Annotated in this window: 36 protein-coding genes; 29 read left to right on the top strand and 7 right to left on the bottom strand. The window is 65.1% G+C overall.

The window, feature by feature from the left end; genetic code table 11:
* The first annotated feature begins 21 nt into the window (after positions 1-21).
* Positions 22-1,386 carry a hypothetical protein gene (locus AKJ09_RS01000; protein WP_146645228.1) on the top strand — a complete coding sequence of 455 codons (1,365 nt, stop codon included), beginning with the start codon at positions 22-24 and terminating at the stop codon, positions 1,384-1,386.
* 18 nt (positions 1,387-1,404) lie between these two features.
* On the opposite strand, the gene AKJ09_RS00995 is transcribed toward AKJ09_RS01000, so the two are convergent.
* Both AKJ09_RS00995 and AKJ09_RS52555 read right to left on the bottom strand, forming a co-directional pair.
* Positions 1,405-2,394 carry an MFS transporter gene (locus AKJ09_RS00995; protein ID WP_205633560.1) on the bottom strand — a complete coding sequence of 330 codons (990 nt, stop codon included), beginning with the start codon at positions 2,392-2,394 and terminating at the stop codon, positions 1,405-1,407.
* The gene (locus AKJ09_RS52555) at positions 2,391-2,654 is read right to left on the bottom strand and encodes a hypothetical protein (protein WP_169927151.1); all 264 of its coding nucleotides are present in this window, start codon (positions 2,652-2,654) and stop codon (positions 2,391-2,393) included. Before AKJ09_RS52555 ends, AKJ09_RS00995 begins: the two co-directional genes overlap by 4 nt.
* A gap of 106 nt (positions 2,655-2,760) precedes the next feature.
* Between AKJ09_RS52555 and AKJ09_RS00985 the strand changes: the two genes are divergently transcribed.
* The 23 genes from AKJ09_RS00985 to AKJ09_RS00875 all read left to right on the top strand — a co-directional run bounded on the left by AKJ09_RS00985 (position 2,761) and on the right by AKJ09_RS00875 (position 15,215).
* The gene (locus AKJ09_RS00985; RefSeq protein ID WP_146645221.1) at positions 2,761-3,522 is read left to right on the top strand and encodes an alpha/beta fold hydrolase; all 762 of its coding nucleotides are present in this window, start codon (positions 2,761-2,763) and stop codon (positions 3,520-3,522) included.
* Between the two features lie 293 nt (positions 3,523-3,815).
* Positions 3,816-4,160, top strand: a complete 345-nt coding sequence (gene rplV, locus AKJ09_RS00980; RefSeq protein WP_146645219.1) for a 50S ribosomal protein L22 — start codon at positions 3,816-3,818, stop codon at positions 4,158-4,160.
* Positions 4,161-4,169: 9 nt separating this feature from the next.
* Positions 4,170-4,868: a 30S ribosomal protein S3 gene (gene rpsC / locus AKJ09_RS00975; protein WP_146645217.1), complete on the top strand. Its 699-nt coding sequence runs from the start codon at positions 4,170-4,172 to the stop codon at positions 4,866-4,868.
* 36 nt (positions 4,869-4,904) lie between these two features.
* Entirely contained in the window at positions 4,905-5,363 is a 459-nt protein-coding gene (rplP, locus tag AKJ09_RS00970) for a 50S ribosomal protein L16 (RefSeq protein WP_146645214.1), read from the top strand.
* Positions 5,360-5,575 (top strand): 50S ribosomal protein L29, encoded by a 216-nt coding sequence (rpmC, locus tag AKJ09_RS00965; protein ID WP_146645212.1) that lies wholly within the window; start codon positions 5,360-5,362, stop codon positions 5,573-5,575. Before rplP ends, rpmC begins: the two co-directional genes overlap by 4 nt.
* Before the next feature lie 83 nt (positions 5,576-5,658).
* Positions 5,659-5,895 (top strand): 30S ribosomal protein S17, encoded by a 237-nt coding sequence (rpsQ, locus tag AKJ09_RS00960; protein ID WP_275936730.1) that lies wholly within the window; start codon positions 5,659-5,661, stop codon positions 5,893-5,895.
* A 7-nt stretch (positions 5,896-5,902) separates the two neighbouring features.
* Positions 5,903-6,277, top strand: coding sequence for a 50S ribosomal protein L14 (gene rplN / locus AKJ09_RS00955; RefSeq protein WP_146645207.1), 375 nt, complete (start codon positions 5,903-5,905; stop codon positions 6,275-6,277).
* Positions 6,277-6,618: a 50S ribosomal protein L24 gene (gene rplX, locus AKJ09_RS00950; RefSeq protein ID WP_146645205.1), complete on the top strand. Its 342-nt coding sequence runs from the start codon at positions 6,277-6,279 to the stop codon at positions 6,616-6,618. Before rplN ends, rplX begins: the two co-directional genes overlap by 1 nt.
* A 17-nt stretch (positions 6,619-6,635) precedes the next feature.
* The gene (rplE, locus tag AKJ09_RS00945) at positions 6,636-7,277 is read left to right on the top strand and encodes a 50S ribosomal protein L5 (protein ID WP_146645202.1); all 642 of its coding nucleotides are present in this window, start codon (positions 6,636-6,638) and stop codon (positions 7,275-7,277) included.
* A 15-nt stretch (positions 7,278-7,292) separates the two neighbouring features.
* Complete coding sequence (locus tag AKJ09_RS00940) at positions 7,293-7,478, top strand: type Z 30S ribosomal protein S14 (RefSeq protein WP_146645201.1); 186 nt, start codon at positions 7,293-7,295, stop codon at positions 7,476-7,478.
* Positions 7,479-7,482: 4 nt separating this feature from the next.
* A complete protein-coding gene (gene rpsH, locus AKJ09_RS00935) occupies positions 7,483-7,878 on the top strand; it encodes a 30S ribosomal protein S8 (RefSeq protein ID WP_146645199.1) in 396 nt (131 codons plus the stop codon).
* A 5-nt stretch (positions 7,879-7,883) separates the two neighbouring features.
* The gene (gene rplF / locus AKJ09_RS00930; protein ID WP_146645197.1) at positions 7,884-8,483 is read left to right on the top strand and encodes a 50S ribosomal protein L6; all 600 of its coding nucleotides are present in this window, start codon (positions 7,884-7,886) and stop codon (positions 8,481-8,483) included.
* 11 nt (positions 8,484-8,494) lie between these two features.
* A complete protein-coding gene (rplR, locus tag AKJ09_RS00925; protein ID WP_146645195.1) occupies positions 8,495-8,851 on the top strand; it encodes a 50S ribosomal protein L18 in 357 nt (118 codons plus the stop codon).
* 52 nt (positions 8,852-8,903) lie between these two features.
* Positions 8,904-9,446: a 30S ribosomal protein S5 gene (gene rpsE, locus AKJ09_RS00920; protein ID WP_146645193.1), complete on the top strand. Its 543-nt coding sequence runs from the start codon at positions 8,904-8,906 to the stop codon at positions 9,444-9,446.
* Entirely contained in the window at positions 9,443-9,649 is a 207-nt protein-coding gene (rpmD, locus tag AKJ09_RS00915; RefSeq protein ID WP_146645190.1) for a 50S ribosomal protein L30, read from the top strand. Before rpsE ends, rpmD begins: the two co-directional genes overlap by 4 nt.
* The gene (gene rplO, locus AKJ09_RS00910) at positions 9,642-10,115 is read left to right on the top strand and encodes a 50S ribosomal protein L15 (RefSeq protein ID WP_146645189.1); all 474 of its coding nucleotides are present in this window, start codon (positions 9,642-9,644) and stop codon (positions 10,113-10,115) included. Before rpmD ends, rplO begins: the two co-directional genes overlap by 8 nt.
* A 22-nt stretch (positions 10,116-10,137) precedes the next feature.
* Entirely contained in the window at positions 10,138-11,478 is a 1,341-nt protein-coding gene (gene secY, locus AKJ09_RS00905) for a preprotein translocase subunit SecY (protein ID WP_146645186.1), read from the top strand.
* Entirely contained in the window at positions 11,478-12,104 is a 627-nt protein-coding gene (locus AKJ09_RS00900; RefSeq protein WP_146645184.1) for an adenylate kinase, read from the top strand. The genes secY and AKJ09_RS00900 overlap by 1 nt, the downstream gene beginning before the upstream one ends.
* A gap of 49 nt (positions 12,105-12,153) precedes the next feature.
* Entirely contained in the window at positions 12,154-12,396 is a 243-nt protein-coding gene (gene infA, locus AKJ09_RS00895) for a translation initiation factor IF-1 (protein WP_146645181.1), read from the top strand.
* Between the two features lie 53 nt (positions 12,397-12,449).
* On the top strand, positions 12,450-12,563 hold the full coding sequence (gene rpmJ, locus AKJ09_RS00890) for a 50S ribosomal protein L36 (protein WP_146645178.1): 114 nt from the start codon (positions 12,450-12,452) through the stop codon (positions 12,561-12,563).
* 24 nt (positions 12,564-12,587) lie between these two features.
* On the top strand, positions 12,588-12,974 hold the full coding sequence (rpsM, locus tag AKJ09_RS00885; RefSeq protein ID WP_146645176.1) for a 30S ribosomal protein S13: 387 nt from the start codon (positions 12,588-12,590) through the stop codon (positions 12,972-12,974).
* Between the two features lie 38 nt (positions 12,975-13,012).
* Entirely contained in the window at positions 13,013-13,432 is a 420-nt protein-coding gene (gene rpsK / locus AKJ09_RS00880; protein ID WP_146645174.1) for a 30S ribosomal protein S11, read from the top strand.
* A gap of 124 nt (positions 13,433-13,556) precedes the next feature.
* Positions 13,557-15,215: a hypothetical protein gene (locus tag AKJ09_RS00875; protein WP_146645172.1), complete on the top strand. Its 1,659-nt coding sequence runs from the start codon at positions 13,557-13,559 to the stop codon at positions 15,213-15,215.
* A gap of 114 nt (positions 15,216-15,329) precedes the next feature.
* Here the strand turns inward: AKJ09_RS00875 and AKJ09_RS00870 are convergent, their stop codons facing one another.
* Both AKJ09_RS00870 and AKJ09_RS00865 read right to left on the bottom strand, forming a co-directional pair.
* A complete protein-coding gene (locus AKJ09_RS00870; RefSeq protein WP_146645170.1) occupies positions 15,330-15,911 on the bottom strand; it encodes an NADAR family protein in 582 nt (193 codons plus the stop codon).
* Between the two features lie 137 nt (positions 15,912-16,048).
* Positions 16,049-16,963 carry a pectin acetylesterase-family hydrolase gene (locus tag AKJ09_RS00865; protein ID WP_169927150.1) on the bottom strand — a complete coding sequence of 305 codons (915 nt, stop codon included), beginning with the start codon at positions 16,961-16,963 and terminating at the stop codon, positions 16,049-16,051.
* On the opposite strand from AKJ09_RS00865, the gene AKJ09_RS52550 reads away from it, so the two are divergent.
* Together AKJ09_RS52550 and AKJ09_RS00860 are read left to right on the top strand one after the other, a co-directional pair.
* Positions 16,950-17,231 carry a hypothetical protein gene (locus AKJ09_RS52550; protein ID WP_169927149.1) on the top strand — a complete coding sequence of 94 codons (282 nt, stop codon included), beginning with the start codon at positions 16,950-16,952 and terminating at the stop codon, positions 17,229-17,231. The two genes, AKJ09_RS00865 and AKJ09_RS52550, sit on opposite strands and share 14 nt — an antisense overlap.
* Positions 17,232-17,818: 587 nt before the next feature.
* On the top strand, positions 17,819-18,826 hold the full coding sequence (locus AKJ09_RS00860) for a SphA family protein (RefSeq protein ID WP_169927148.1): 1,008 nt from the start codon (positions 17,819-17,821) through the stop codon (positions 18,824-18,826).
* A gap of 123 nt (positions 18,827-18,949) precedes the next feature.
* On the opposite strand, the gene AKJ09_RS00855 is transcribed toward AKJ09_RS00860, so the two are convergent.
* Positions 18,950-20,122, bottom strand: a complete 1,173-nt coding sequence (locus tag AKJ09_RS00855) for a vWA domain-containing protein (protein WP_146645163.1) — start codon at positions 20,120-20,122, stop codon at positions 18,950-18,952.
* A gap of 439 nt (positions 20,123-20,561) precedes the next feature.
* Here AKJ09_RS00855 and rpsD point away from each other — a divergent pair, with 439 nt between their 5' ends.
* From rpsD to rplQ, 3 genes are all read left to right on the top strand, one after another.
* Positions 20,562-21,191, top strand: coding sequence for a 30S ribosomal protein S4 (gene rpsD / locus AKJ09_RS00850; RefSeq protein ID WP_146645161.1), 630 nt, complete (start codon positions 20,562-20,564; stop codon positions 21,189-21,191).
* Positions 21,192-21,311: 120 nt separating this feature from the next.
* A complete protein-coding gene (locus AKJ09_RS00845) occupies positions 21,312-22,334 on the top strand; it encodes a DNA-directed RNA polymerase subunit alpha (RefSeq protein ID WP_146645159.1) in 1,023 nt (340 codons plus the stop codon).
* Positions 22,335-22,369: 35 nt separating this feature from the next.
* Positions 22,370-22,843 carry a 50S ribosomal protein L17 gene (rplQ, locus tag AKJ09_RS00840; RefSeq protein WP_146645157.1) on the top strand — a complete coding sequence of 158 codons (474 nt, stop codon included), beginning with the start codon at positions 22,370-22,372 and terminating at the stop codon, positions 22,841-22,843.
* Positions 22,844-22,876: 33 nt separating this feature from the next.
* Here rplQ and AKJ09_RS00835 read toward each other — a convergent pair whose 3' ends face one another.
* Both AKJ09_RS00835 and AKJ09_RS00830 read right to left on the bottom strand, forming a co-directional pair.
* Complete coding sequence (locus AKJ09_RS00835; RefSeq protein ID WP_146645155.1) at positions 22,877-23,725, bottom strand: CheR family methyltransferase; 849 nt, start codon at positions 23,723-23,725, stop codon at positions 22,877-22,879.
* Positions 23,722-25,260: an MFS transporter gene (locus AKJ09_RS00830; protein ID WP_146645153.1), complete on the bottom strand. Its 1,539-nt coding sequence runs from the start codon at positions 25,258-25,260 to the stop codon at positions 23,722-23,724. The genes AKJ09_RS00835 and AKJ09_RS00830 overlap by 4 nt, the downstream gene beginning before the upstream one ends.
* Positions 25,261-25,408 lie beyond the last annotated feature (148 nt).

Here is a 25,408-nt window from a genome sequence, read left to right as displayed (position 1 = left end):
GAGCGTGCTAGGTTCGGCGCCGTGCCGATGCATCGCACACTTTGCTTTCTTTCGACCACGGCGCTCGCGGCGTTGGGATTGGTCGCGGCATGCGATCGGAGCGACACGACGCATTCTCGCTCGACGTTCGGTACGGAAGACAATCGCTCGCGGAGCTTGGGTGGTCACGTCTTCTCCGAGATCGAACCTGTCCCCGATGCCGTCGTTCGCCTGACCTCCAATTCCAACGATGGGGCGGATGCGCTCTTCGAGCAGCAGATACCGCTGGCCGATCGCACGTTCGTGACCGATCCGTTCGGCTTCTATGCGTTCAACGCCGGGCCATCGATCTACGATCTGACGATCCGAAACGACCACCTCGCTGGTCTCTCGTGCGGCGCGGCTCCGTGTACGGCGGCGCGCGAGCTCGTGGCGTTTCGCGGAGTCCAGTCTCGTTACTTCGAACCGCAGATCGGCGGGGGAATGGTTCCTCAGGCGTTCGTCGCGCCATTGCAGGTGGCCTTCGACCCCCCGCTCGATGACGATTCGGCCGTCACGTTCTTCGCCTTCGGAGACGACGTCGCGTCACTGCGAACCGAAGGGCGGACGGTCGAGCTAGGGCTTCGTCGGTTCGAGACCTCACCGCGCCCGAACGACACGCTGAACACCACGACGGCGACGCTCCACGCCGTGGTCTACCCGAAGAACGCGGGCATCCTCGCCGCGACGGCGTTCGGCCACGCCAACCTGCTCGTGCGCGCCGACCAGGCGAACTCGGTCGTCATCAGTCTGACGCAGCTGTCGACGGTCACGCCGCCCACGGCGCCGAATTCCTTCTCGGTGTTCGCGCCCTCCGGCTTCACCATCCAGCGCCTCGAGCTCTGGGTCGACTTCGGCAATCGCACGATTTCCCAGCTCGTCGCGACGCCGCTTCCCAACGAGGTCGTCCAGATCCCCGTCATCTGGTACTCGTGGTGGCGCGTCCGCGCGCGCGCAACGCGTGGCGCCATCGTGTCGGAATCCGAGCTGCGCATCTTCGACATCCTCAAGCCCGTTCCTACGTTGACCGTGCCGGATGCGCCGGTTCCCGTGACGGTCGAGGGCCTCACGGTCACGGGCGACGGCGAAGGGATGCGCGAACATGTCTTCGTCCCCGTCGATCCCGGCGGAACGATCTTGAGCGTCCTCACGACCGACCGAACGACGACCCTGCCGAACCCGCAGGATTTCGGGTTACCCGCGGCCGCCGGGCGCTACACGTGGACGATGCGCCAATGGCCGCAGGCCACGCGGTTCGAGAATTTCGTCGAGCCGGATGGTGGCGTGGAGCTGGGCTTCAACGGGCGCGACGCGCGGGTGAACTTCCCTTCGTCGATGGCGGCGCCCGTCGAAGTCGTTCTGCACTGAGACTGGCTCACGACGCGCTCACGAGGCGCTCGCGCGGCTCGCTTCTCCCCATCGCGGGAGCAGCGCCGCGGGAAGCACGCAGACGAGCGCCGAGACCACGAAGGCTGCGAGGAGGCCGGCGTGATCGGCGATCATGCCGCCGCAGAGCGAGCCGAACCCGATGGCGAGCGCGTTGGCGCTCGTCAGGACGGTGTAGTGGAGACCGGCATCGGAAGGGCGCGTGGCGCTCATCAGCGCAGCGAAGAGCACCGTCGTTCCCAGGCCGCTACCGAAGTGTTCGAACGCGATCGCGACGGTCGAGAGTGCGAACGGCGCATGAAGTCGCTCGACGGCAACGAGAGGAACGCAAACGAGCGTCTGGATCACCACCGATGCGAAGAGCGCGCGGCGTTCGCCGAGCTTACGATGAAGGAACCCGCCGACGGCCGCGCCCGCCAGCGCCGATACGGAGCCGACCGTGACGGCGGCCCATCCGATGCGCTCCTTGCTCCAGCCGAAGTCTTTGAGCATCGGCTTGAGAAGAGAGCTCGCCATGTGAAGGCCTAGCTTGAAGGTCAGGGCGAGGGCGAGCACGGGACGCGTCTCCTCGCGGAGGACGTGCCGGGCGAGTGCTCTGGCTCCGAGGGCCTTCCCCTCGTTCGGAAGCGACGTTCGGGGCGCATCCGAGGTCTCGCTGCGATGCGGATCGCGATTCGCCGATCCGACGAAGGCTCCGATGCTCGCCGCGGCCACCACGCCTGCGCACGAAAGAAGCGTGGTGCGTTCGCCGAGTCGCCCCACGAGGACGAGCAGCGCGGCGCCCCCGATCAGCATACCCACGCGGTAGCCGGCCACCTGGGCGGTGTTTCCGTAGCCGCGTTCACTCGGCGCGAGCACGCGCACGGCGAAGGCGTCGACGAACACGTCCTGGGTTGCTGCGAGGGCCGAGGCGACTGCGGTGAGCGCGAACCAGAGGAGGGGCGCGTCGTGGAGCGGTCGGATGGCGAAAGCCGCCACCGTGACCGTCAACGCGAGCTGCAGAACGAGGATGATCGAGCGCGTCCATGCACGCGCGCGGGATCATCGGCGACCTTTGCCCAAAGGACCTTCAGCTGCCACGGAAGCTGCAGCCAGAAGAGCGCGGCGATCTTGGCGTAGCTGTAGCCTTCCTCGCGGAGGACGACCGGTAGGTACTCGGTCGCGAAGCCGAACGGGATGCCTTGGGCAGTGTAGAGAAACGCCAGGGCGACGATGACCGACAGGCTGCTCGGCGCCTTGGCTGACCGCATGCGGGACGAGCCTCGCCGATTTCCGAACAGTGGGGGCCCCAATCTTGGTTCGTTCCGCTTCGATCGCACTTCCGGGCGGGGCCGAGGACCACTATAAGCCGTGTCGATGAGCCCGGCAGTCCAGCGGAGCGATGACCAGAAGCCAGCGCTTCTGATGCTCCACGGCTTCGCGCTGGACGCGCGCATGTGGCGCCGTCAGGTCGAGGTCTTCTCGGACGAGTTCCGCATTGTGACGGTGGATCTTCCGGGATTCGGGGCCCAGGCTCGCGACGTCGGCGAGGTCAGTCCAGCCGAAGAAGTCGGCCGCGCGATGGACGCGGCGGGCCTAACCTCGGCACACGTTCTGGCTGCGTCGTTCGGCGCCGCCGTCGCCACGGACTTCGCGCTGCGTTTTCCGCGCCGCGTCCAGTCCCTCTCGTTCGTGGGCCCGCAGCTCCTCGGTCGCCGTCTCGGCATCGAGTCGTGGAATCGCTGCGTCTCGCTCGCCTCGGATGGGGACATCACGACGGCCGCCGAAGTCTGGCTCGACGACCCGCTCTACCTGGGCCTCCGTCACGACGAGGACCTGTTCGAAGAGGTTCGCCAGATCGTCCTCGACTACGGCGGAGCTCATTGGACAGGGCGCGTTACCTCCTCTTGGTTGGACGCCGATCCTGCGCCGCGGCTCAAGGAGCTGCAGACGCCCGCGCTCATCATGTCGGGCGAAGGCGATCTGCCGAGCTTTCTCCAGATGGCCGAGGCGTACGCCAAATCTCTGCCTCGCGCGCGCCGCGAAATCGTCCAAGGCGCAGGTCACATGGTCAATCTGGAGGTTCCGGACCACTTCAACGCGGTGGTCTACGACTTCCTCCAGTCGCTTTCTCGCTAGTTGTCGCAGAATCTGCTTGCCAAGTAGTCGGCTCTGCGTAAAGTACGCGCTCCCGCGGGGCCCCCTCCCAAAGAGAGGGTTTCGTAGGACGCGGTCTTCTTCTTCGATGAAGAGGACAGCAGTTTCGAAGTAGTACGTCACGTAGTGTCTCTAGACGGCCGTAACGGCCCCCGGCGTGGCTCCCGGTGCTTCGATTCTTCGAACCGGCAGCCCCCGGCGGTACGACGGAGTCTCGAAACAGCCGAAGAGTCACTTATCGCGCCAAGCAGAGCGCGCGGAAGGTCCCAGTTCCCATGGTGTCGAAGGCGATTGCCCGCTTCGCGCGGCTGAGCCCGCGTAAGGCTCGTGTCGTTGTCAACCTCGTTCGCGGTCGTCAGGCTGGCGAGGCCCTGCAGCTCCTCGAGTTCACGCAGAAGGCCGGCGCTCCGGTCCTCAAGAAGCTCATCGAGAGCGCGGTTGCGAACGCGCGCACCACCAGCCCGGGCGTCGATCTCGACGCACTGTTCGTCGAAACCGCCTTCGTCGACAAGGCGCCCAACAAGCACATGCGCCGCTGGCGCCCCCGCGCGATGGGTCGCGCGACGCGCATCCAGAAGGGCATGAGCCACATCACGATCCACCTCGGCACGCGCGAGTAAGGCAGACACATGGGTCAGAAAGTTCATCCGGTAGGCTTCCGCCTCGGCGTCATCAAGACGTGGAACTCGAAGTGGTTCGAGGACAAGAACTACGCGAAGTGGCTCCACGAAGACATGCGCATCAAGCGCGCTGTCAAAGAATTCCTCATGAACGCGAACATCGCGTCCATCGAGGTCGAGCGCGCCGCCAACAAGGCGAAGGTCATCGTCTTCACCGCTCGCCCGGGCATGGTCATCGGCAAGGGCGGCAAGGGCATCGAGACCCTCAAGATCGGCAACCTCAAGACGGCTGCCAAGGGTGAGACCAAGTTCGTGGGCGTTCAGTCGTTCACGGACAACGAGGTCTTCATCGACGTCCAGGAGATCCGCAAGGCGGAGACGTCGGCTCAGCTCGTCGCCGAGAACGTTGCGATGCAGCTCGAGCGCCGCGTTGCCTTCCGTCGCGCCATGAAGAAGGCGCTCTCGACGGCGATGAAGTTCGGCGCCAAGGGCATCCGTATCCGCTGCTCGGGCCGCCTCGGTGGCAGCGAAATGAGCCGCGTCGAGACGTACCGCGAAGGTCGCGTCCCCCTCCACACCCTCCGCGCCGACATCGAGTTCGGCCAGGCGGAAGCCCGCACCAAGTACGGCATCATCGGTGTCAAGTGCTGGGTCTTCAAGGGTGAAGTTCTCCCCCGCCGCACGCGCCGTCCCACGATCGCGGGCTGAGCCGCGGCCTACTCTTAGAGACTTTTCGAGGAAGTCATGCTCGTCCCCAAACGAACCAAGTTCCGCAAGATGCAGAAGGGCAACAACCGCGGTATCGCATCCCGCGGTTCCGACGTGTCCTTCGGCGATTTCGCGATGCAGGCCGTCGAGCCGGGCCGTCTCACGGCGCGCCAGATCGAAGCTGCCCGTATGGCGATCACCCGCCACGTGAAGCGCCAGGGCAAGCTCTGGATCCGTATCTTCCCGCACCGTCCGGTCACCAAGAAGCCCCTCGAAGTTCGAATGGGTGGAGGTAAGGGCGGCGTCGAGGAATGGGCCGCCGACATCCTCCCGGGTCGCGTCATGTACGAGATCTCGGGCGTCGACGAGAAGACCGCGCGCGAGGCGTTCCGTCTTGCCGGTCACAAGATCCCCGTCGGTTACAAGTTCCTCGTCCGCGGTGTGGCCGGGGTCGTCGCGGGCCTCGCGTCCACGACTGGAAAGGCGTCGTCATGAAGGCCAAGGACCTGCGCGAGCGCAGCACGGAAGACCTCAAGGAGCTCGAGAAGAGCCTCGCCAAGGACGTCTTCACCGCGCGCTTCAAGAACTTCACGAACCGGCTCGACGACACGAGCACCATCAACAAGACCCGTCGCGACCTCGCGCGCGTGAAGACCCTGCTTCGTCAGCAGGAGCTCAACGCGGCTGTCAAGGGTGAGGCCAAGTAGCCATGACTCAAATCGCTCCCAAGGCCCCCGCCAGCAAGGCAGCCGTCTCGCCCGAGAACGAGGCGCACGGCTTCCGCCGCAAGATGGTCGGCAAGGTCATCAAAGACAAGATGAACAAGACCGTGGTCGTCGAGTGCGTCAACGCGCGCCGCGACCCGCTCTACGGCAAGTACGTCCGTAGCCGCACCCGTTACAAGGCCCACGACGAGACCAACCAGTACAAGGTTGGTGACGAAGTGGAGATTCAGGAGCACCGCCCGATCTCGCGCGACAAGCGCTTCATCGTGGTGCGCCTCGTCAAGAAGTTCGTGGAGGAATGAGGCTGCCATGATCCAGATGCGTACCATCCTGGAGGTCGCCGATAACTCCGGCGCCAAGCGCGTCCAGTGCATCAAGGTGCTCGGCGGATCGCGTCGTCGTTACGCGAGGCTCGGTGACGTGATCGTCGTCGCGATCAAGGAGACCTCTTCGGGTCCCGGCTCGAAGGTCAAGAAGGGCGATACGGCCAAGGCCGTCGTCGTTCGCGTCAAGGACGACACACCGCGCGCGGACGGAAGCTACATCCGCTTCGACGAGAACAGCGCCGTCCTCATCAACGCCCAGCTCGAGCCCGTCGGAACCCGTATCTTCGGACCCGTGGCCCGCGAGCTCCGCGCGAAGAAGTTCATGAAGATCATCTCGCTCGCACCGGAGGTGCTGTGATGAGCGTCGCGCGACTTCAGAAGGGCGACACCGTCGTCGTCATCTCGGGCAAGGACAAGGGCAAGACCGGCAAGGTCATGCGCCTCTTCCTCGAGGACGGCAAAGTCATCGTCGAGGGCGTGAACCTCGTGAAGCGCCACATGAAGCCGAACCCCCGCATGCAGCAGGGCGGCATTCTCGAGCGCGAGCAGCCCATCCAGGCGTGCAAGGTCATGCTTGCTGATCCGAAGACGGGCAAGGGGACGCGCGTGCGCGTCAAGACCGACGACAAGGGCGTGAAGGTTCGCGTCGCCGTCAAGAGCGGCGAGGAAATCCCGTCGCCCCGCAAAGCGGCGTCCTGAGGCGCTGGAGCTGAGCCATGGCTGACGATAAGAACAAGAAGCAGCAGAAGCGGGGCCGCGACGGCTCCGGCGACAAGGCGCCCGCCCAGAAGGTCGTCTCGAACACGGAAGCAGTGCCCCCGCGCTTCGCAGAGAAGTACGCGAAGGAAGCCGCTCCGGCGCTGACCAAGCAGTTCAACTACACGAACGTCAACCAGGTCCCGCGCCTGGAAAAGATCGTCATCAACATGGGCCTCGGCGCCGCGGTGACGAACCCGAAGATCATCGACTCCGCAGTCGACGAGCTCCGCGCCATCACCGGCCAGAAGCCCGTCGTCACGCGCTCGAAGAAGGCGATCGCAAGCTTCAAGCTCCGCGCCGGCCTTCCCATCGGTGCGATGGTGACCCTCCGCAAGGGCCGCATGTGGGAGTTCCTCGACCGCCTCGTCACGCTCGGCCTTCCGCGCATGCGTGACTTCCGCGGCGTCTCGCGCAAAGCGTTCGACGGCAAGGGGAACTACACGCTCGGTCTCAAGGAGCAGATCATCTTCCCCGAGATCAACTACGACCGCATCGACGTCATCAAGGGACTCAACATCTCCTTCGTGACGACGGCGCAGACGGACGAAGAGGGGCGTGCGCTCCTCCAGCACCTGGGCATGCCGTTCCGGCAGGCGTGACGAAGAGGAAGACCAATGGCCCGAGCCTGTCAGTTTGCGAAGCTCAATCGCGCTCCGAAGTTCAGTGTTCGCCACCGTAACCGCTGCAAGGTTTGCGGTCGTGGACGCGCGTACTACCGGAAGTTCGAGCTCTGCCGTCTTTGCCTCCGTACCTTTGCACTCCGCGGCGAAATCCCCGGCGTGATCAAGGCGAGCTGGTGATCCCATGATGACCGATCCCATTTCCGATATGCTCGCGCGTATCCGCAACGCGGCGCTCGCGCGCCACGACCGCGCGGAGATGCCGCACTCCCACGTCAAGCAGCACATTGCTGCCGTGCTCAAGGCCGAGGGCTTCCTCGACGACGTGCGCGTCAGCGAAGGCGAAGGTCGCAAGACCCTCACGCTCGTCATGCGCTACGGCCGTGACCGCGCGAGCGCCATCGACGGCGTCCGCCGTATCTCGGCCCCCGGCCGCCGTGTCTACGTCCGCTTCGACCGCATTCCGCGCGTCCGTAGCGGCATGGGGATCTCGATCCTCTCGACCAGCCGTGGCGTCATGACCGATCGCCAGGCGCGCGAGCAGCGCGTCGGCGGCGAGCTCCTCTGCGAAGTGTGGTGATAGCCATGACCGCTCAAACTTCTACTGCTGATACTCCGGAAGACCTCCGCCAGTCGCGCGTCGGCAAGCGCCCGATCGCCCTCCCGAAGGGTGTCACGCTCGCCGTCGCGAATGGCAAGGTCGACGTCAAGGGCCCCAAGGGCCAGCTCTCGCGCGACCTCACGCCGAATGTCAGCGTGAAGGTCGACGGCGCGAACGTCAGCATCATGCCGACCGTCGGCGGTCGCGATGGTGCGCGGTTCCAAGGCCTCGCCCGCGCCATCATCAACGGCATGGTCCTCGGTGCAGCCACGGGCTACACGCGGACGCTCCAGCTCGTCGGTACCGGTTACCGCGCGGAAGTGAAGGGCAAGGTTCTCAACCTCGCTCTCGGCTTCTCGCACCCGGTCAACTTCCCGATCCCCGAGGGGATCAAGGTCGAAATCCCTGGCGACTCCAAGGGCACGCTCATCATCCTGACGGGCGCGGACAAGGAAGTCATGGGTCAGACCGCTGCCAAGATCCGCGGATTCCGTCCGCCGGAGCCTTACGGTGGCAAGGGCGTTCGCTATCAGGGCGAAAAGGTCAAAGAGAAGGCCGGCAAGGCCGCTAAGGGCGGAAAGTAAGGAGCCTCGTCATGGCGCGAATCGTTGGGCGCGAGCGACGCAAGCTCCGCATCCGCAACAAGATCAACGGGACGTCCGAGCGTCCCCGTCTCACTGTCTTCCGCAGCCTGAGCCACATCTACGCGCAGGTCATCGACGACGTCGCGGGCAAGACGCTCGCGCACACGTCGACCCTCGCGAAGGACGTGAAGGGCTACGCCGAAGAAGCCACCAAGAGCGACGCGGCCAAGAAGGTCGGCAACCAGATCGCTCAGATGCTCAAGGCCAAGGGCATCACGAAGGTCGTCTTCGACCGCAATGGCTACATGTACCACGGGCGCATCAAGGCGCTCGCCGAGGGCGCCCGCGAAGGCGGCCTCGAGTTCTGAGAGCGCGCGTTAGCGCCCCCGTTATTCAAGACTTCAAGAATCGAGACTCAAGATGGCTATCGAGCAGATCGACGAGGACAAGCTCAAGGAGCGCATCATCCACATCAACCGCGTCGCGAAGGTCGTGAAGGGCGGTCGCCGCTTCTCGTTCGCGGCCCTTGTCGTCGTCGGCGACGAGAGCGGTCACGTGGGTGTTGGGCTCGGCAAGGCCAACGAAGTGCCCGAGGCCATCCGTAAGGGCAACGATCAGGCGCGTAAGAACCTCTTCAAGGTGCCGCTCGACGGCGTCACCGTTCCGCACGAAGTGCACGGTCACTTCGGCGCGGGTCGAGTGTTCCTCCGCCCTGCATCGCAGGGAACGGGCGTCATCGCCGGCGGCGCGGTTCGCGCCGTCGTCGAGAGCGCGGGCATCCACGACATCCTTACGAAGTGCATTGGCAGCGCGAACCCGCACAACGTCGTTCACGCGACGGTGGACGCGCTCAAGCAGCTGAAGAATCTCGACATGGTCGCCAACAAGCGCCGGAAGCAAACGGCCGACCTGATTGTCGAGAGCAAGAAGAGCAAGAAGAAGGCTGCCGAGGTGACGCCGTGAAGGCCAAGCTCCGCATCAAGCAGATTCGCAGCACGATCGGTATCGATGAGCGTCTTCGCCTGAACCTCAGGGGTCTCGGGCTCGGCCGCATCGGCAAGGTCGTCGTCGTCAACAACACTCCGTCCTTCCGCGGCGCCATCAAGCGCGTCCTGCACCTCGTCACTGTCGAAGAAGTGACGGTCGAAGAGGCCAACAATGGCTGATACACTTAGCAAGCTCGCGAAGCCCGAAGGGGCAACGCGTGACAAGATCCGCAAGGGCCGTGGTGTCGGCTCCGGTCTCGGCAAGACTGCCGGCCGTGGTCAGAAGGGCCAGTACGCCCGCCGCGGCACGTTCAAGCCGTGGTTCGAAGGCGGACAGACCCCGCTCGCTCGTCGTCTCCCGAAGCGTGGCTTCACGAACATCTTCAAGGCCGTCGTGGCCGAAGTGAACGTGAGCGACCTCGAGGCGTTCGAGGCCGGCGCGAAGGTCGACGAGGCCGCGCTCCGCGCTCGTGGCATCATCAAGGGCAAGTTCGACCGCATCAAGGTGCTCGGTCGTGGCGAGCTCACGAAGGCTGTCACGGTGACTGCGCACTCGTTCTCGAAGAGCGCGCAGGAAAAGATCGCGAAGGCGGGCGGCAAGACCGTTCTCCTCGCGCAGGCTCAGGCCGCCGCCGCGGCCGAGTGATAAGCGAGAGAGTCGTATCTCGATGAGCGCATTCGCCGGCTTCTCGAACATCGGCAAAGTGCCGGAGCTTCGGCGCCGTGTCGTCTTCACGCTGGCGATGCTCGCCATCTATCGCATCGGCGCCTTCGTGACGATTCCCGGTGTTGACCGGAACGTCATGAAGGCGGTGGTGAACAAGTCTGGAGGAGGCCTGCTCGGCTTCTTCAACATGTTCTCCGGCGGTGCGCTCTCGAACTTGTCGATTTTCGCGCTCGGCATCATGCCGTACGTGAGCGCCAGCATCGTGCTGCAGCTGCTCACCATGGTGTTCAAGCCGCTCGACGAGCTTCGTAAGGAAGGCGAGCAGGGCACGCGGAAGATCAACCAGTACACGCGCTACGGCACGGTCGTACTGTCGTGCTTCCAGAGCTTCACCATTGCGATGAGCCTCGAGGCTCTGAACAACGCAGACTTCGCGGGTGGAGCCACGGGCGACGTCGTCGCCCACGCGGGCTGGGCGTTCCGTCTGATGACGGTCCTCACGCTCACGACTGGCTGCGCGTTCATCATGTGGGTCGGTGAGCAGATCACCGAGCGCGGTATCGGCAACGGTATCTCGCTCATCATCTTCGCCGGCATCGTGACGGACATCCCGGGTGGCGTTCTCGGCTACTTCCAGACGCACAAGGGCTCGATCCAGCCGCTGAACCTCTTCGCGGTCGCTGCGATTGTCGTCCTGACGGTCGCGACCATCGTGTTCTTCGAGCGCGGCCAGCGCCGGATCCCGATCTACTACGCGCGCCGTACCGTCGGTCGTCGCGTCTACGGCGGACAGACGGCGCACCTGCCGCTGAAGGTCAACACCGCGGGTACCATCCCGCCGATCTTCGCCAGCTCGCTGCTCATGTTCCCGGCCACGCTCGCGGGTATGCACGTCCCCGGCATGGCGCAGCTCCAGTCCAGCCTCGAGCGCGGCGACTGGCTGTTCAACGTCTTCTACGTCGCGCTAATCGTCTTCTTCTGCTTCTTCTACACGGCCGTCACGTTCCAGTCCGTGGACGTCGCGGACAATCTCAAGAAGCAGCAGGCGTTCATCCCGAGCATTCGTCAGGGCAAGCAGACGGCCGAGTACATCGACCGTGTGATGACCCGCATCACGCTCGGTGGCGCCTTCTACGTCGCGGCGGTTTGCGTCGTCCCGACGGTCATCAGCGAGTACTTCAAGGTCCCGTTCCGCTGGGGCGGCACCTCCATCATGATCGTCGTCGGCGTCGCGCTCGACACCGTCGCTCAGATCGAAGCTCACCTCATCACGCGCAACTACGAAGGCCTTTCCGGGGGAGGCGGTCGCGCCACGCGCGTCCGCGGCAGGAGGGACGTCTGATGCGGCTCGTGTTCGTCGGCCCGCCAGGTGCGGGGAAGGGGACTCAGGCGAAGCTCATCTGCTCTCGCTGGCAGATCCCGCAGATCTCCACGGGCGATATGCTCCGTGAGGCCAAGGCCAACGGGACCCTCCCGAAGGAATTGGTCGAGAAAATGTCCAAGGGCGGTCTCGTCCCGGACGAAGTCGTTATCGACCTCATCCGCAAGCGAACCGAGCTGCCGGACGCGGCCAACGGATTCCTCCTCGATGGCTTCCCGCGTACGGTACCCCAGGCCGAGGCGCTTAACGAGCTCTTGAGCTCGAAAGGCCACAAGCTGAACGTGGTCGTCGCTCTCCAGGTCCCCAAGGATCTGCTGGTTGAGCGAGCTGTGCTCCGTCGCACCGACAAACGTACTGGACAGATTTACCACTTGAAGTATAAGCCACCCCCCCCGGATGCCGATTTGGAGCATCGAGCGGACGACCAAGAGGAAACCGTTCGAAACCGAATCGACGTCTACGAGAAGATGACTGCGGACCTGCTTCCCTTCTACGAGAAAGCCGGGCTGCTGAAGCGGATCGACGGGGTGGGCGAGGTCGAAGCAGTGACCCAGCGGGTAATCTCCGCGGTGGAAGCAGCCCAGTGATGAGTTTCCAGGTGACGAAGCGGCGAGGTAGGGAAAGAAGGCTTGGTGAATGAGCGAGCGTCGTGAGCGGAAAGAGCCCAAGGGCGACAAGCTCGAGTTCGATGGCGTCGTCCAAGAGGCGCTGCCGAACGCCATGTTCCGCGTGAAGTGTGATAACGGGCTCGTGGTGCTCGCCACCATCAGCGGGAGGATGAGGCAGTTTTACATCCGCATCCTCCCTGGCGACCGGGTCACAGTCGAAGTCAGCCCCTACGATCCCAGCCGCGGCCGCATTACCTACCGCCACAAGTGAGGGGAGTTCGAAGGAACCCTCTTTCGAACGACCAGTTAGTTTCGGAGTGAGTCATGAAGGTCCGTCCGTCCGTAAAAAAGATCTGCGACAAGTGCAAAGTGGTCCGCCGCAAGGGCGTCGTCCGCATCATTTGTGAGAACCAGCGCCACAAGCAGCGCCAGGGTTAACCAGGAAAGCGTACAGAGGGAACCATGGCTCGTATTGCAGGCGTCGACCTCCCCCGCCACAAGCACGTCGCGTTCGCGCTCCCGTACCTCTACGGTATCGGCCGAGCTCTCGCGAAAGAGATCTGCAAGAAGGCGAACATTCCGGAAGACCGGAAGACCGAAGAGCTCACCGAAGGCGACATCAAGCGCATTCGTGAACTCCTCGAGACTGAGTACCGCGTCGAAGGCGACCTTCGCCGCGAAGTGCAGATGAACATCAAGCGCCTGATGGACCTCGGTTGCTACCGCGGCCTCCGTCACCGTCGTGGCTTGCCCGTCAACGGTCAGCGCACCCACACGAACGCGCGTACGCGTAAGGGTCCCCGTAAGGGCATCCTCTCGCGTGGTGGTGGCGCTCGTAAGCCGGCGTGATCGCCGATTTCTTGTGAACTGAGATTCGGAGTTAAGTCATGGCGACTGCGAAGACGGCTGCGGGTGCGACCTCTGGCAAGGCGAAGCCTGGCAAGAAGAAGGTCAAGAAGAACGTTGCGACGGGCATTGCCCACATTCAGTCGACGTTCAACAACACGGTGGTCACGATCACGGACATCAACGGCAACACCGTTGCGTGGTCGAGCGCCGGTTCGAAGGGCTTCAAGGGGTCGCGTAAGTCGACGCCCTTTGCTGCCCAGCTCGCTGCCGAAGAGGCGGGCCGCAAGGCGATGGAGCACGGAATGCGCTCGGTCGCGATCTTCGTGAAGGGCCCCGGCGCCGGCCGCGAAAGCGCTCTCCGCGCTCTCCAGACGGCGGGCTTCAAGGTCACGCTCATCCGTGACGTCACGCCGGTCCCGCACAACGGTTGCCGCCCCCCGAAGCGCCGCCGCGTCTGATCGCGGTCTGACGTAACGGACGGACTTATGCGAGCGCTCCTACCTTCGGGTAGGGCGCTCGCAGTTTTTTGTGCGCGTTGCGTCCCGGCGTGACTCTTTCTCGCGCGCCGGACGACTAGCGTACGTGGGCAGGGGCATCTCCGAGTCGGGCGACTGGTTTCTGCAGGGCGCGCACTGCGCGTCTGGACTCGCGGTGTCGGGCCTTCTCGGAGCACTCGTGGCCTGTGGGCGGCTCGCCGGCGTCCCCGAGGCGTCAGAAACGGCGCTCGACGCGTCGACGCCGCTCGTGACACTCGAGGTTGCCGAGCGACCGGGGAGCGGCTTGCTGCTTGCGCACGATCTGCGCGCCGCGCCTGTCGCGACCACGGCGCTCGACGTGGCCACGAACGCCTACGAGCCGCACAGGCCCGTGTGGTCCGCGACCGGCCGCTGGCTGATGTACATGGCGGACGCGCCAGCGGACACCCATCTCTGGCTCCGCCGATACGACGCGGACTCGACGGCGACCCCCTGGCGCGAACCGGTGCTGGCGAACGGCGACGCCTGGAAGAACGTCGCCTACGGCAACTACGCGCCCTCACCGACGCGCGATCAGTTCCTTCTCTGGAAGGAGACCGGCGCCACCGGCACGCCCTTCGCGGTCGTGACCCCACACGACGACGGCACCGTGGCTGTCCGTGAGCTCCATCGACTCGTTGGAACGTCGGACCCCGACGTGCCCCCCTATCAGCATGTCGACGCCCGCTGGACGCCGACAGGCGATCGGATCGTCATGGCGGTCCGGGAGCCGGCGTGGCCGCTTCGCGTCGTTGTTTTCGACGTCGGGCTCGGCGAGGCGGTCGAACCGTCCGGGCCGTCTCGGGAACTCGCCGTGGAGGGCCTCGGCGACGTTTCGCAGGACGGCGTGTGGATGCAGAGCAGCTTCCGTCCTGTCCCCGACGGAGGAAGCTACATGGTCGTGGTCTCGCTCGTCGATGGCGCGTCACGGGACGTTCCAGGATGCGGACTCGATCGCCCGAACGGGATCCAGTGCTTCTTCGGACCATGGCATCCGTCGCGCACGGCGATGCTCGTCCTACGAGGGACGAAAGACGCCCGCCAGCTCGTGCTTTGGAGCCCCAAGGACGGCGAGCTCGCGTCAATCCCGATGGGCGATGTGCCAAGCTGGGTCGGCGTGCGCCACCCGCGCGTGCTCATGCGCGCCGATCGTCGATCGCGACGCCTCTCCCTCGTCGACTTCGAGGGCTCGGCTCCCGTCGCGACGGAGATCGCAGGGACGGAGCGCGCGACATTCACGAAAGCCGAGCCTTCGCCCGATGGGCGGTGGCTCTTGCTCGAGCACATCGAGCAAGACACGCATTGGTTCGAAGCGCTGGACCTCGATGGCGACCCGAGTGCGACGCCGCGCGAGGTCTATCGGAACCTCGCGACGGAGCCTTCCTTCGCCGCCAAGAGCTGGGGCCCGCCCGGGTCGTCGACCTTGCTGTTCCGCGAGGTTCCAACGAGCAGCAAGCACGATGGTGTGAAGCGTGCGATCTTCGTCGATCTGCCGACGGGAACGCACACCTTGCTCGAAGTCACCCTCGCAACGCCGCCCGACCCGTTGCGCACGCCGTGGTCCTGGGCGAGTCGAATTTCTCCCGACGGCAAGAGCGTCGTCATCGCGCGCGATGGCAAGCTCGGGCTCTGGCGGAAAGGAGCGCCGACCACCGATCTTCTCCCGCTCGGCGACACATCGGAGTGGGCGCTCCCGTTCTGGCCTCCCAGCGCCACTTGGCACTGACTACCGCGGCGACCACTTGCACGGAGCGAGAATTTCGGGGCCCATGATGGGCGACGGCCCCGAAATTCTCGGTCCTTTGCACAAGTTTGTCGCGGACTCCGTTTGACGATTCAATCAGCGCAACGGAGTTGCGCTGTGGTCTTTCTGTCCTCCGAAGAGGCGAGCTCGGACCTCGGTGAGGGCGAAGCCGAGGAGGTTCTGGCCGCGCCACTGCGAGGGCTGCTGGGCGGCGGGATTCGAGCCTCCGAGGCCGATGCCCCAGATCCGGTCGTGCGGGCTTGCCTCCACGAGGATCCGGCGTCCGGTGGAACGCAGGAACGCGCCGAGCGCTTCGTCCTGGCCGAACTTGGCGAGGTTGCCCCGCACGACGGCATCGACGCGCGCAGCCGACCACGCGTCATCGTCGTAGTTGCGGACCGTGCGGCCGAGCGCCTTGGCTTCGGGAGGCGACTTGGCGGCGAGGATGTTCGAGAGTGCGTCGTCATCACCAAAGAGGCGCGCCTTCTCGGCCATCATGAAGTGTTCAGCGGTGGCGTACCTGACGCCGTCGATCACGAACGGAGCCGGAAACCACTGGCTGAGACACGATGCGTCGACGCGCCCAGGCGACTTCGGGGTGTGACCCCAGAAGAAGAGAAAGTCGACGCGGTGACCTTTGACGAGATGCGTGGTGAGGCTTTGGCGAGTCCACACGATGGCCCTATCGTGCGCTCGAACATGAAAAGAGTCAAGATGACTCTAACTCGTCGGCGACATCCTACGGCCCGATTTTCAGGGTCGAGTCATTGGCCGCAGGTGAGCTCTACGAAGCGCAAGGACGTGCCGTTGGTGTCTCAGGGGCCTTCGTGGTCCCAGGCCGGATCGTCGGACGCGAAGCGCTGGAGCCAGGAGTAGAGCGGAAGGCCTCCAGCCGAGGTGGGCAGCGGATCCTCCCGGATCAGCACGTGGCTGTCGCCCGCCACGAAGAACATGCGCTGGCGCGGGCCCGCGGCGGCGCGAAGTGCCATCAGTTTGTTCTCGAAGTCTTGCGGGATCAGCACGCCGGTGAAAGCCCGGATCGTCTTGTCCTGCGTGTAGTCGAGCAGCGCGAAGCGGGCTTGGGGCATCTGCGCCGCGAGGTACGGGAGGATCTTCGACGCGTCGTCTTCGCATCCCGTGCAGCCGGACGGGAGCTGGAGGTTCCAGGACGCGCGCATCTTCTGCCAGGTGTTGCCGGCGGGATGGATCGGCGGCCCGCAGTCGTCGAGAAGGTCGACGCGGAAGCCCGGCCACGCCGTTTGGAAGCGCGAGACGTTGAACATCGCGCCATAGCCGCCGCCGCTCGCCCCCGTCACGTAGATCTTCGATGGCGTCTGGAACGTGGCGAGGAGGCGCTTCACGACCGCGTCCGAGTTCTTCGAGCCATTGTGGTGCACCGTCACGGACTTGGCGATGATCGAGTAGGTCTTCGTTGCATCGCCGGCATGGAGGTCGCCGGTACAGTATGGGACGAAGACGAACGAGGCGTCCTTGAACGGGTTCTCCGTCGCCGTACGATCGAAGAGCGCCTTCACGCGGTCGACGTCGCCCATCACGTTTGCTTCGCCCACGTCCTCGGCGATGTTCGAGGCCGTGCCGCCGAGGCACGTGAGCGTGTCCCAACACGCGCCGCCGCCCATGAAGAAGACGAGGAGCGGCGCCGTCGGCGAGGTGGACGGGTTGATCGCGATGCCGCTCGGGTTGCCGTTACCGCAAATGAAGTCGTTCATCGGCACGTACGTCCACTGGTTCGCCGGCGCGGCGATGGGCGCGCCTCCCGCGTACGGGTTCGGCGGCGCTGCGTCGCCCGCGTCCGGCGCCGGCGGGGGAGGTGGAGGCGGGGACGACGGCGCGGTTGCAGTGGCGGTAGCCGTCGCGGTCGCCGTCGGTACGGCGGGCGAGGACGGCGAGTCTGCCAACGACGGCGTACCGCTCTCGCCCCCGCTGCACGCGGCGACGGTGAGCGCAATGAACGAGGCAACCAGCGCGAAGCGGTAGGAAAGCGGGAGCATCACCGCGCGCGATTAGAGCAGAGCCTCTCGATGGCGCCAGGCGCCGATCCGAGAGAGACGCGAGGCAGACGTGTCTACGCCACCGCTGGTGGCGCGCAGGGAAAAGACGAGGCTTCGCCGCTCTACGGAGCGCGCAGTTCGTCGCGATAGGCGCTGTCGAAACCCAACGTCGGGCGTTTGCCGCGTCCTGCAAGGGCTCGCCCAAGCGATGCGGGTCCCTCTCCTCCGCGACCTGTGCCGACGTGTTGGGCTGCGACCTGCAGAATCGGTTCGGTGCGAATGGGCAACTCGAATGGTTCTGCGGCGGACACGCTCAGTCGTGCTCGTTGATGGCGTCGGAGAGTCTCTGCGAAGAGCAAGGTTGTACCTGGCGCTGACCTGAGTCGAGAAGTCTTCGAAGAAGAAGTCGAACGCCGTCGTCGCGCAGCGCCTATCGTCGACGCCAGCACGAGCGTGCGCGTGTGGTCTTGTTGTGTGCAGCATGCACGTTGTTGTCCGCGGCATCGGGGACACTCGAATCGCATGTCGATCACCGCTGCTTGGAGCGTCGTCGGGAAAGTCGTTCGATCCTCCGTGGCCTCCGTCTCAGAGGCCGTGGTGGTGCCCGGCGCAGAGGTGTGGAATGTCGATTGCTCGATGCCGCGCATGGGCGGGCGAACGACGTGGACGGGCGTCATCGTGTCGCTCGCGCTCGTCGCCTCGACACGCGACGCGTTCGCGCAGCAAGAGGTTGGCCACAAGACGCTCGGGACGCTCGGACTGCGCGCAGGATCGCAGCCTGAGCCGGGCGTCTACATGACCGATCGCGTGCTCCACTACAGCGCCACGACCCTTCGCGACCGCAATGGCGAAGCCATTCCCGTCGGCCTCGATGCGAAGGTGCTGGCGAGCGCGGTCGGCATCGGCGCGACCGTCGAGCTCCCGTTGCGCTCGACGTTCGTGAACGTGGGGCTCGGCATTCCGATGGCTCGCTCGACCGTGAACACGAAGCAACCGGAGGCGAGCATCGATCGCTTCGGACTCGGCGACATCTACGCCCAGCCACTCGGTCTCGGCTGGCGCTCGAAGCAGATCGATGTCGTCGTCTCCTACGCCGTCTATCTGCCGACGGGCTCGTTCGAGCCCGAGGGCAGCGCAAGCATCAGCCGAGGATACGTGACCCACCAGTTCGCGGCGGGCTCGACGCTCTACTTCGACGCCGCGCGCTCCTGGCACCTGTCTGCTCTCGCGAGCTTCGACGAGAATCTCAGGAAGCCGCGCATCGATTTACGGCGCGGCTCGACGATCCAGGTCCAAGGCGGATTCGGGACGTCGCCGCTTCGCATCTTCGACATCGGCTTGGCCGCTTACGGAATCTGGCAAGTCGAGGACGACGACGGATCCGCGCTACCGCCTCAACTCCGAGGCGCGCGTGACCGAGCGTACGGCGTGGGCCCGGAGTTCGCGGTCGTCATCCCGCCCATTCGCTGCAAGTTCACTCTGCGTTACGAGCACGACTTCGCCGTGCAGGCGCGCCCCGAGGGGCAAATCTTCGTGGTCGGGCTCAGCACGACCCTCTGGCGTCCGCCTCGCGCGCAGTAGCCTTGCCGCCGTCGTCGTGGCGATGCCGACAAAGAGAAGGGCCGCCGAGAATCCAATCCGGCGGCCCAGGCTCGCGTGCTTGTCTTTTTGTCCGCGCAGCGCGCTCACGGCGCGCTCACGACATCACTTGATGACGTCGGGGCGGTCTTCGCAGCGGAACGAGACGTTGATCTGGCCGCCGGTGTCCGCGCGAACGGTGCCACAGGCGGAATCGCAGAGGAGCACCTTCTTGGGGGCCGCCGCGTTGTCGAAGTGCCAACCGGTCGCGTCCGAGCAATCGGCGCTGTAGGGCAAGGTTTTCGTGGCCTGGCCGGACGGCGTGAACTCGACGTTGACCTTGTTGAAGTCGATGGCGCGCCCGTCGCTCGGGGCGGGGATGTCGAAATCGCAGCGCGTGAGGTTCCCGCGGATCGCCGTGAGCGCGGCCGAGAGATCCGAAGACGTCTTGGCGGGGTTGCCCACGTCGACGTGGAAGGCGGTGGTGCCACCCCCCGTGGCGACGGCGTCGAGCGCCGCGACGCTCGGTCCGACGCCAATCACGTAGGTCGGAATCGTCGCCGCAACGGCCGAGACCTCGCTCACGACGGACTGGAGCTCGTTCTTCGTCTGCTGGGTCGTGGTGGCGCCGCAGCCGTAGGGCTCGCCGTCCGTCACGAGGACGATGACCGTCTTCTCGGTCGGTTTGGCGGCGGCGATCGCCTGCGCCTGCTGGATGGCTCCGGCGACAGCGACCCTCGTCGGCGTGTCGCCCTTCGGCGCGTGGGCCGTGATGGCGTCGGCGAGCGCGGCGTTCGGAAGCGCGCTGAGCGCGACTTCGGCCGTGTTGTAGTCGGTCGTGGCGCACGCCTTCCACGGGGCCTCGGGCCGGTTGACCGTCGGCGCCATCGGGAAGAACGTGATCGACGCGCTCATGCCCGCCGACTCGGGATCCTTGAAGAACGCCTTCATGGCGTCGCCGACCGGGATCCAACGAAGCTCGGGCTTGTAGGCCGGGTTCTCCGTGGTGTCGCCCATGCTGCCCGACTCGTCGAACATGACGACCATGTTGACGGGCGTGAGCTGAGCCGCGGCGCTCGCGACCGCGCATGCTGCTGCGTCGCCGTTGTTGCCGCTGCTACCGCCACTGCTTCCTTCGCCACCGTCGTCGGTGACCGACCCGCCAAACGTGTCCGACGTTCCCGGATGCGAGCCGTTGCCCGTTCCGCCATCCGGGAAAATGCTGCCGTCGCTAGACGAGCTGCAAGCCATCCCAACCGAACCAATCGCCGTCAGAAGTCCGAGGAGCCACGCGCGCATTTGCAAAAGCCTCCGTAAGCCCCAACGAGCGTACTTGGCTCAGCCAGCCCAGGCCAAGCCAAGCCAGCAGGACCATAGGGAATCGGTCGTACCTGCTCGGATTGACCACGCCTTCGGCCCCGGGTACCCACCCCGCCTCTATGAGGAGGGGGGGCAGGCTCGTGACGAGGTGGCGAACGCCGCGAAGGCCCAACCGCACGCACCGGACGAGGTCCAGCCCTTCTCGTCTCTTGCGTTTTTCCCTTCTTCGACTAAAACCCCGCTTCCCCCGCCCTGACCACCGAATTTTTCGGGGTTTTTTAGAGGGCAAGCCGGGATTGAAGCTTCAGGGCTCTGTCTTCTTCACCTTCTCTCGAAGGTGGAGCAGCAACTCGAAGCGTAAACCGGTTCTTTACGAGGCTTCTCTGGAAGCAGAGGGGCCCGGAAAAAGAAGGAAGAAATGGCCCGTTACATTGGACCCGTCTGCAAGCTCTGCCGTCGCGAAGGCATGAAGCTCTTCCTCAAAGGTGAACGCTGCTACACCGACAAGTGCTCGGTCAGCCGCCGCCCGTACCCGCCCGGCCAGCACGGCCAGGGCCGGATCAAGCTTACGGAGTACGCCGTGCGTCTCCGCGAGAAGCAGAAGGTCCGCCGCATCTACGGCGTTCTCGAGCGCCAGTTCCAGCAGTACTACTTCGACGCGACCCGCCGTAAGGGCCGTACGGGCGAGCAGATGCTCGGCCTCGTCGAGAGCCGTTTGGACAACGTCGTCCACCGTCTCGGCTTTGCGTCGTCGCGCAACGAAGCGCGCCAGCTCGTCAAGCACCAGCACATCCTCGTCAACGGCAAGCGCGTCGACATCCCGTCGTACATCCTCAGCGCCGGCGACAAGGTCGAGGTTCGCGAGAAGAGCCGCGGCATCAAGTACATCGCCGCCTCGCTCGCGCAGGTCGAGCGTCGCGCTCAGCTTTCGTGGCTCGAGCTCGACAAGAACAACTTCTCGGGCGTCTTCAAGGGCCTCCCGGTCCGCGAAGAGCTCAACGAGCCGCCGGTTCGCGAGCAGCTCGTCGTCGAGTATTACTCGCGCTGATTTCTGATTTTTCGGTTACTGGAGTTTCAACACGGGCAGGCAACGGTTGCGACCGGAGAGCGGGTTCGAAGGCGCAACGGGATTGCCGCGTGAACGAGAGAAGAACAAGGAGCACAACGCATGAGCAACATCACCACGCGTAACTGGCGCGACCTCATTCGTCCCCGCGGGATTCAGATCGAGCAGGAGACGCTGACCGAGTTCTACGGTCGCTTCTCGTGCGAGCCCCTCGAGCGCGGCTACGGCATCACGCTCGGCAACTCGCTCCGTCGCGTTCTTCTCTCGTCGCTCCAGGGCGCGGCCATCACGGCCATCCGTATCGACGGCGCGCTTCACGAGTTCACGACGATCAGCGACGTCGTCGAGGACGTGACCGACATCATCCTCAACCTCAAGGAAGTCGTCCTCAAGGCGGCGACCGCGAAGACCTACACGGTCCGCATCGACAAGGAGGGCCCTGGCCCCGTCTATGCGAAGGACATTCAGCTCGTCGACGGTCTCCAGGTTCTGAACCCGGATCACCTCATCGCGACGCTCGACAAGAAGGGCCCGTTGTCGATGGAGCTCACGGTGAACGTGGGCCGCGGCTACGTCCCCGCCGAGAAGAACAAGACGCCGACGATGGCGATCGGAACGATCCCGATCGACGCGCTCTTCTCGCCCGTCCGCAAGGTCAACTACACCGTGACCAACGCCCGCGTCGGGCAGGTCACGGACTACGACAAGCTGACCCTCGAGGTCTGGAGCAACGGCAGCGTGCGTCCCCAGGATGCCGTCGCCTACGCGGCCAAGATCCTCAAGGAGCAGCTCACCATCTTCATCAACTTCGAGGAGACCGAAGAGACGTCGTACGTCCAGGGCACCTCGGAGGAAGAGCCGCTCAACGAGAACCTCTTCCGCAGCGTGGATGAGCTGGAGCTCAGCGTTCGTTCGGCGAACTGCCTCCAGAACGCCAACATCACGCTCATCGGCGAGCTCGTTCAGCGCACTGAGCAGGACATGCTCAAGACGAAGAACTTCGGCCGCAAGAGCCTCAAGGAGATCAAGGAAATCCTTGCGAACATGGGGCTCGCCCTCGGCATGAAGATCGACAACTGGCCCCAGATGCTCGAGCGCTGGAAGGCCCAGCAGGCTCAGAACTAATTCAGGATCGCTCAGAGCGCTGAGGACAAGAAGTCATGCGACATCAGAATGCCGGTCGTAAGTTCGACCGTAACACCAGCAGCCGCAAGGCGATGTTCAGGAACCTGGCCGCGAACCTGGTTCTGAACGAGAAGATCGAGACCACCGACGCCAAGGCGAAGGAGCTCCGCAGCGTTGCTGAGCGCCTCATCACCAAGGCTCGCCGTCTTGGCGAAGTGGCGTACACCCCGCAAGAGAAGCTCTCGGACGCGGACAAGGCTCGCCGCCTCGCGACCAAGCGCCTCCTCTCGGCGTACCTCCCCCGCTGGGGCACGCGCGTCGAGAAGGGTGGCGAGCTCAAGAAGGTCGACCTCGTCGAGAAGGTTCTCGTCGATCTCGGCAAGCGCTTCGCCTCGCGCCCGGGTGGCTACACCCGCATCGTGAAGCTCGGACCGCGCCGCGGCGACAACGCCCCGATCGTGATCATCGAGTTCGTCGGCGAGAGCAAGAAGGCCGAAGCTTCGGCCTGATCTGTCTCGTGACGTAGCGGAAGCGGCAGGGCATCACGCTCTGCCGCTTTCGTCATTTTGTTCGCCGCCGTTCGGGGAGCGGCGGTAGATGCAGGGCGCGACCGAGGTGAAGGCGGTCGTCGTTTCGGGAATCACCTCGCCTTTGCCGACCACGAGGTAGCCCCCGGGGTGAAGGCGTTCGGCGAAACGTTCGGTCACGTGGCGTCGCACGGGCTCGTCGAAGTACGTGAAGGCGACGTTTCGGCAGAAGATCAGATCGAACGGGCCAGGCCGATACGACGTTCGGAGATCTTCGCGGACGACGTTCACGCGCTCTCGGATTTCGTGAATCGCGCGCCAGTCGTCTCCGTCGGGAACGAAGGCGCGATCACGCCATGCCGCGGGGACCTCACGCAGGCTCGTCGTGTCGTACGTTGCGCGCCGCGCGCGTGCGCACATCTCGACGTCGACGTCGGTGGCGACGATCTCGAGCGCCAAGTCCGGAAACGCCTTCTCCACCTCGAAGCGCCAGATGGCGGAGATCGTGTACGGCTCTTCCCCCGACGCGCAGCCCGCGCTCCAGACACGAAGCGCATTCCTGCTCGCGGCCTTGGCCTCGCGCGCTCGTTCGGGCAAGAGCTCGTGGGCGACGACGTCGTAGACGAACGCGTCGCGATACAGGCGTGAGATGGGAATGCGGCACATCCCATCGAGCACCGCCCACTCCTCGGCATGCGCCGTCAGGTAGGCACGATAAGCATCGAGATCGGCGAGCCGAAGTTCTGCCAAGCGCTTGCGGAGGCGCTTTTTGACCGTGCTCCGCACATTGCGGAAGCCGGCGAGGTCGAGGCCGAACCTCGGCAGAACCTCCCTCAGAAAGTCGACGAACGAGCCTTCGTTCATGGGCGTGACGGCGCGAAGAAACAGGTTGCCACGAGACCGCTCGCCGCGGCGAGGGCCGCACTGACGAGGGCGAGGGTTCGAAAGGCGGAGTCGAAGGCATCGGCGAAGGTTCCTTCGAGCGTCTGCGCGAGTTGGCGATCATCGAGTGCGTCGAAGTTCGCGCCCGTGAGCTTCGCGCGCTGGTGCTGGACGACATCGAGGACGTCCGGCCCGAGCGCCATATTCGAGAGTGCGTGGTCTAGCGCGCCTTGGAATCGCACGACCATGACCGCGCCGAGCGCTGCGACGGCGAGCAGACCTGCCGTGCGCGCGACGGCGTTGTTGATGCCCGAAGCGACGCCGGCGTGTCTCGAATCCACCGAGGTCATCACCGTCGTGGTGAGCGGCGCGACCGTCAAACCCATGCCCAAGCCGAGGACGAGGATGGCCGGGAAGAACGTGGTCCAGTACGACCCGGCGCGACCGGGAAGGGCGAGGAGCGCGAGTCCGCACGCCGCAACGAGAGGGCCGACGACGAGAGGGAGTCGCGCGCCGTGGCGAGTCACGAGCCCACCGGCCCATCGGCTCATCACCGAAATGGGAACGACGACGGGGAGGAGGGCGGCTCCCGCCTGGCCCGGCGTGTACCGCTGGACCTGGATCAGATTGAACGGCACGAAGAAGAGGAAGCCGCCGAGGGGCGCGTAGAGCAGGAAGGTCAGCAGGTTCGCGCCGGTGAAGGCGCGCGACCGAAAGAGCGCGAGCGGCATCATGGGCGCGGCCGCCTTGCGCTCCACGAGCACGAATGCGACGAGGAGCACGCAGCCCGTCCCGAGAAGCACCAGCGTGCGCGGTGACGCAGGGGAGGAGCCCCCGAGCAGCGCGTAGACGATCGCGCCGAGTCCGAGCGTCGTCAGTGCCGCGCCGGTCCAATCCATCGTTTCGGGAGCGCTGTCATCGCGCGTCTCCTCGACGGAGCGATGGGCGAGGAAGATGACGAGGATGCCGACCGGCACGTTGAAGAAGAAAAGCCATCGCCACGAGGCATGACCGACGACCCAGCCGCCGAACACGGGACCGATCGAGGAGGTGATGGCGCTCGCCGACGACCACGTTCCGATGGCAGCGCCGCGGGAGTCTTCGTCGTAGGCCGCGCTGATGAGGGCGAGGCTGCCGGGGACGAGCAACGCACCTCCGACACCCTGAACACCACGCGCTACGACGAGCGCACTCGCCGAAGGCGCGAGGCCACACGCCGCCGAGGCGAACGAAAACAGGAGGACGCCGGCCGAAAACACGCGACGCCGTCCAAGTCGATCACCGAGCGCGCCGCCCACGAGAACGAGGGAAGCGAGGAACAGCGCGTACGCTTCGACGACCCACTGCATCGTCGCCACGCTCGTCGAGAGGTCGCGTTGGATGACCGGAAGCGCGACGTTGACCACGGTGCTGTCCATGAACGCCATCGTGGAGCCGAGGATGGCGACCAGGAGCGCCGCACGCGGCGAACGCTTGGCGTCGAGTGCTCCTTCCCCTCGGCGCGAGACCACGCTCATGCAGGCATCCTAGGCCGTAACGCTTGCGATGGCGCGCCACCTTGGCAAGATGGCCGGGGGATGCGGAAGCGCGTGCTCTGCGGCCTCGGCACCGATGCCGTGCGCACCCACGAAGAGCAGGACGGCGCGCCAATCACGTGGGGCAATC

Origin of the sequence: Labilithrix luteola (assembly GCF_001263205.1) — a bacterium.
Taxonomy (GTDB): Bacteria; Myxococcota_A; Polyangia; order Polyangiales; family Polyangiaceae; genus Labilithrix; species Labilithrix luteola.
The sequence above is the reverse complement of the archived record's forward strand: the minus strand, read 5'-3'. Positions and strand labels throughout refer to the sequence as shown.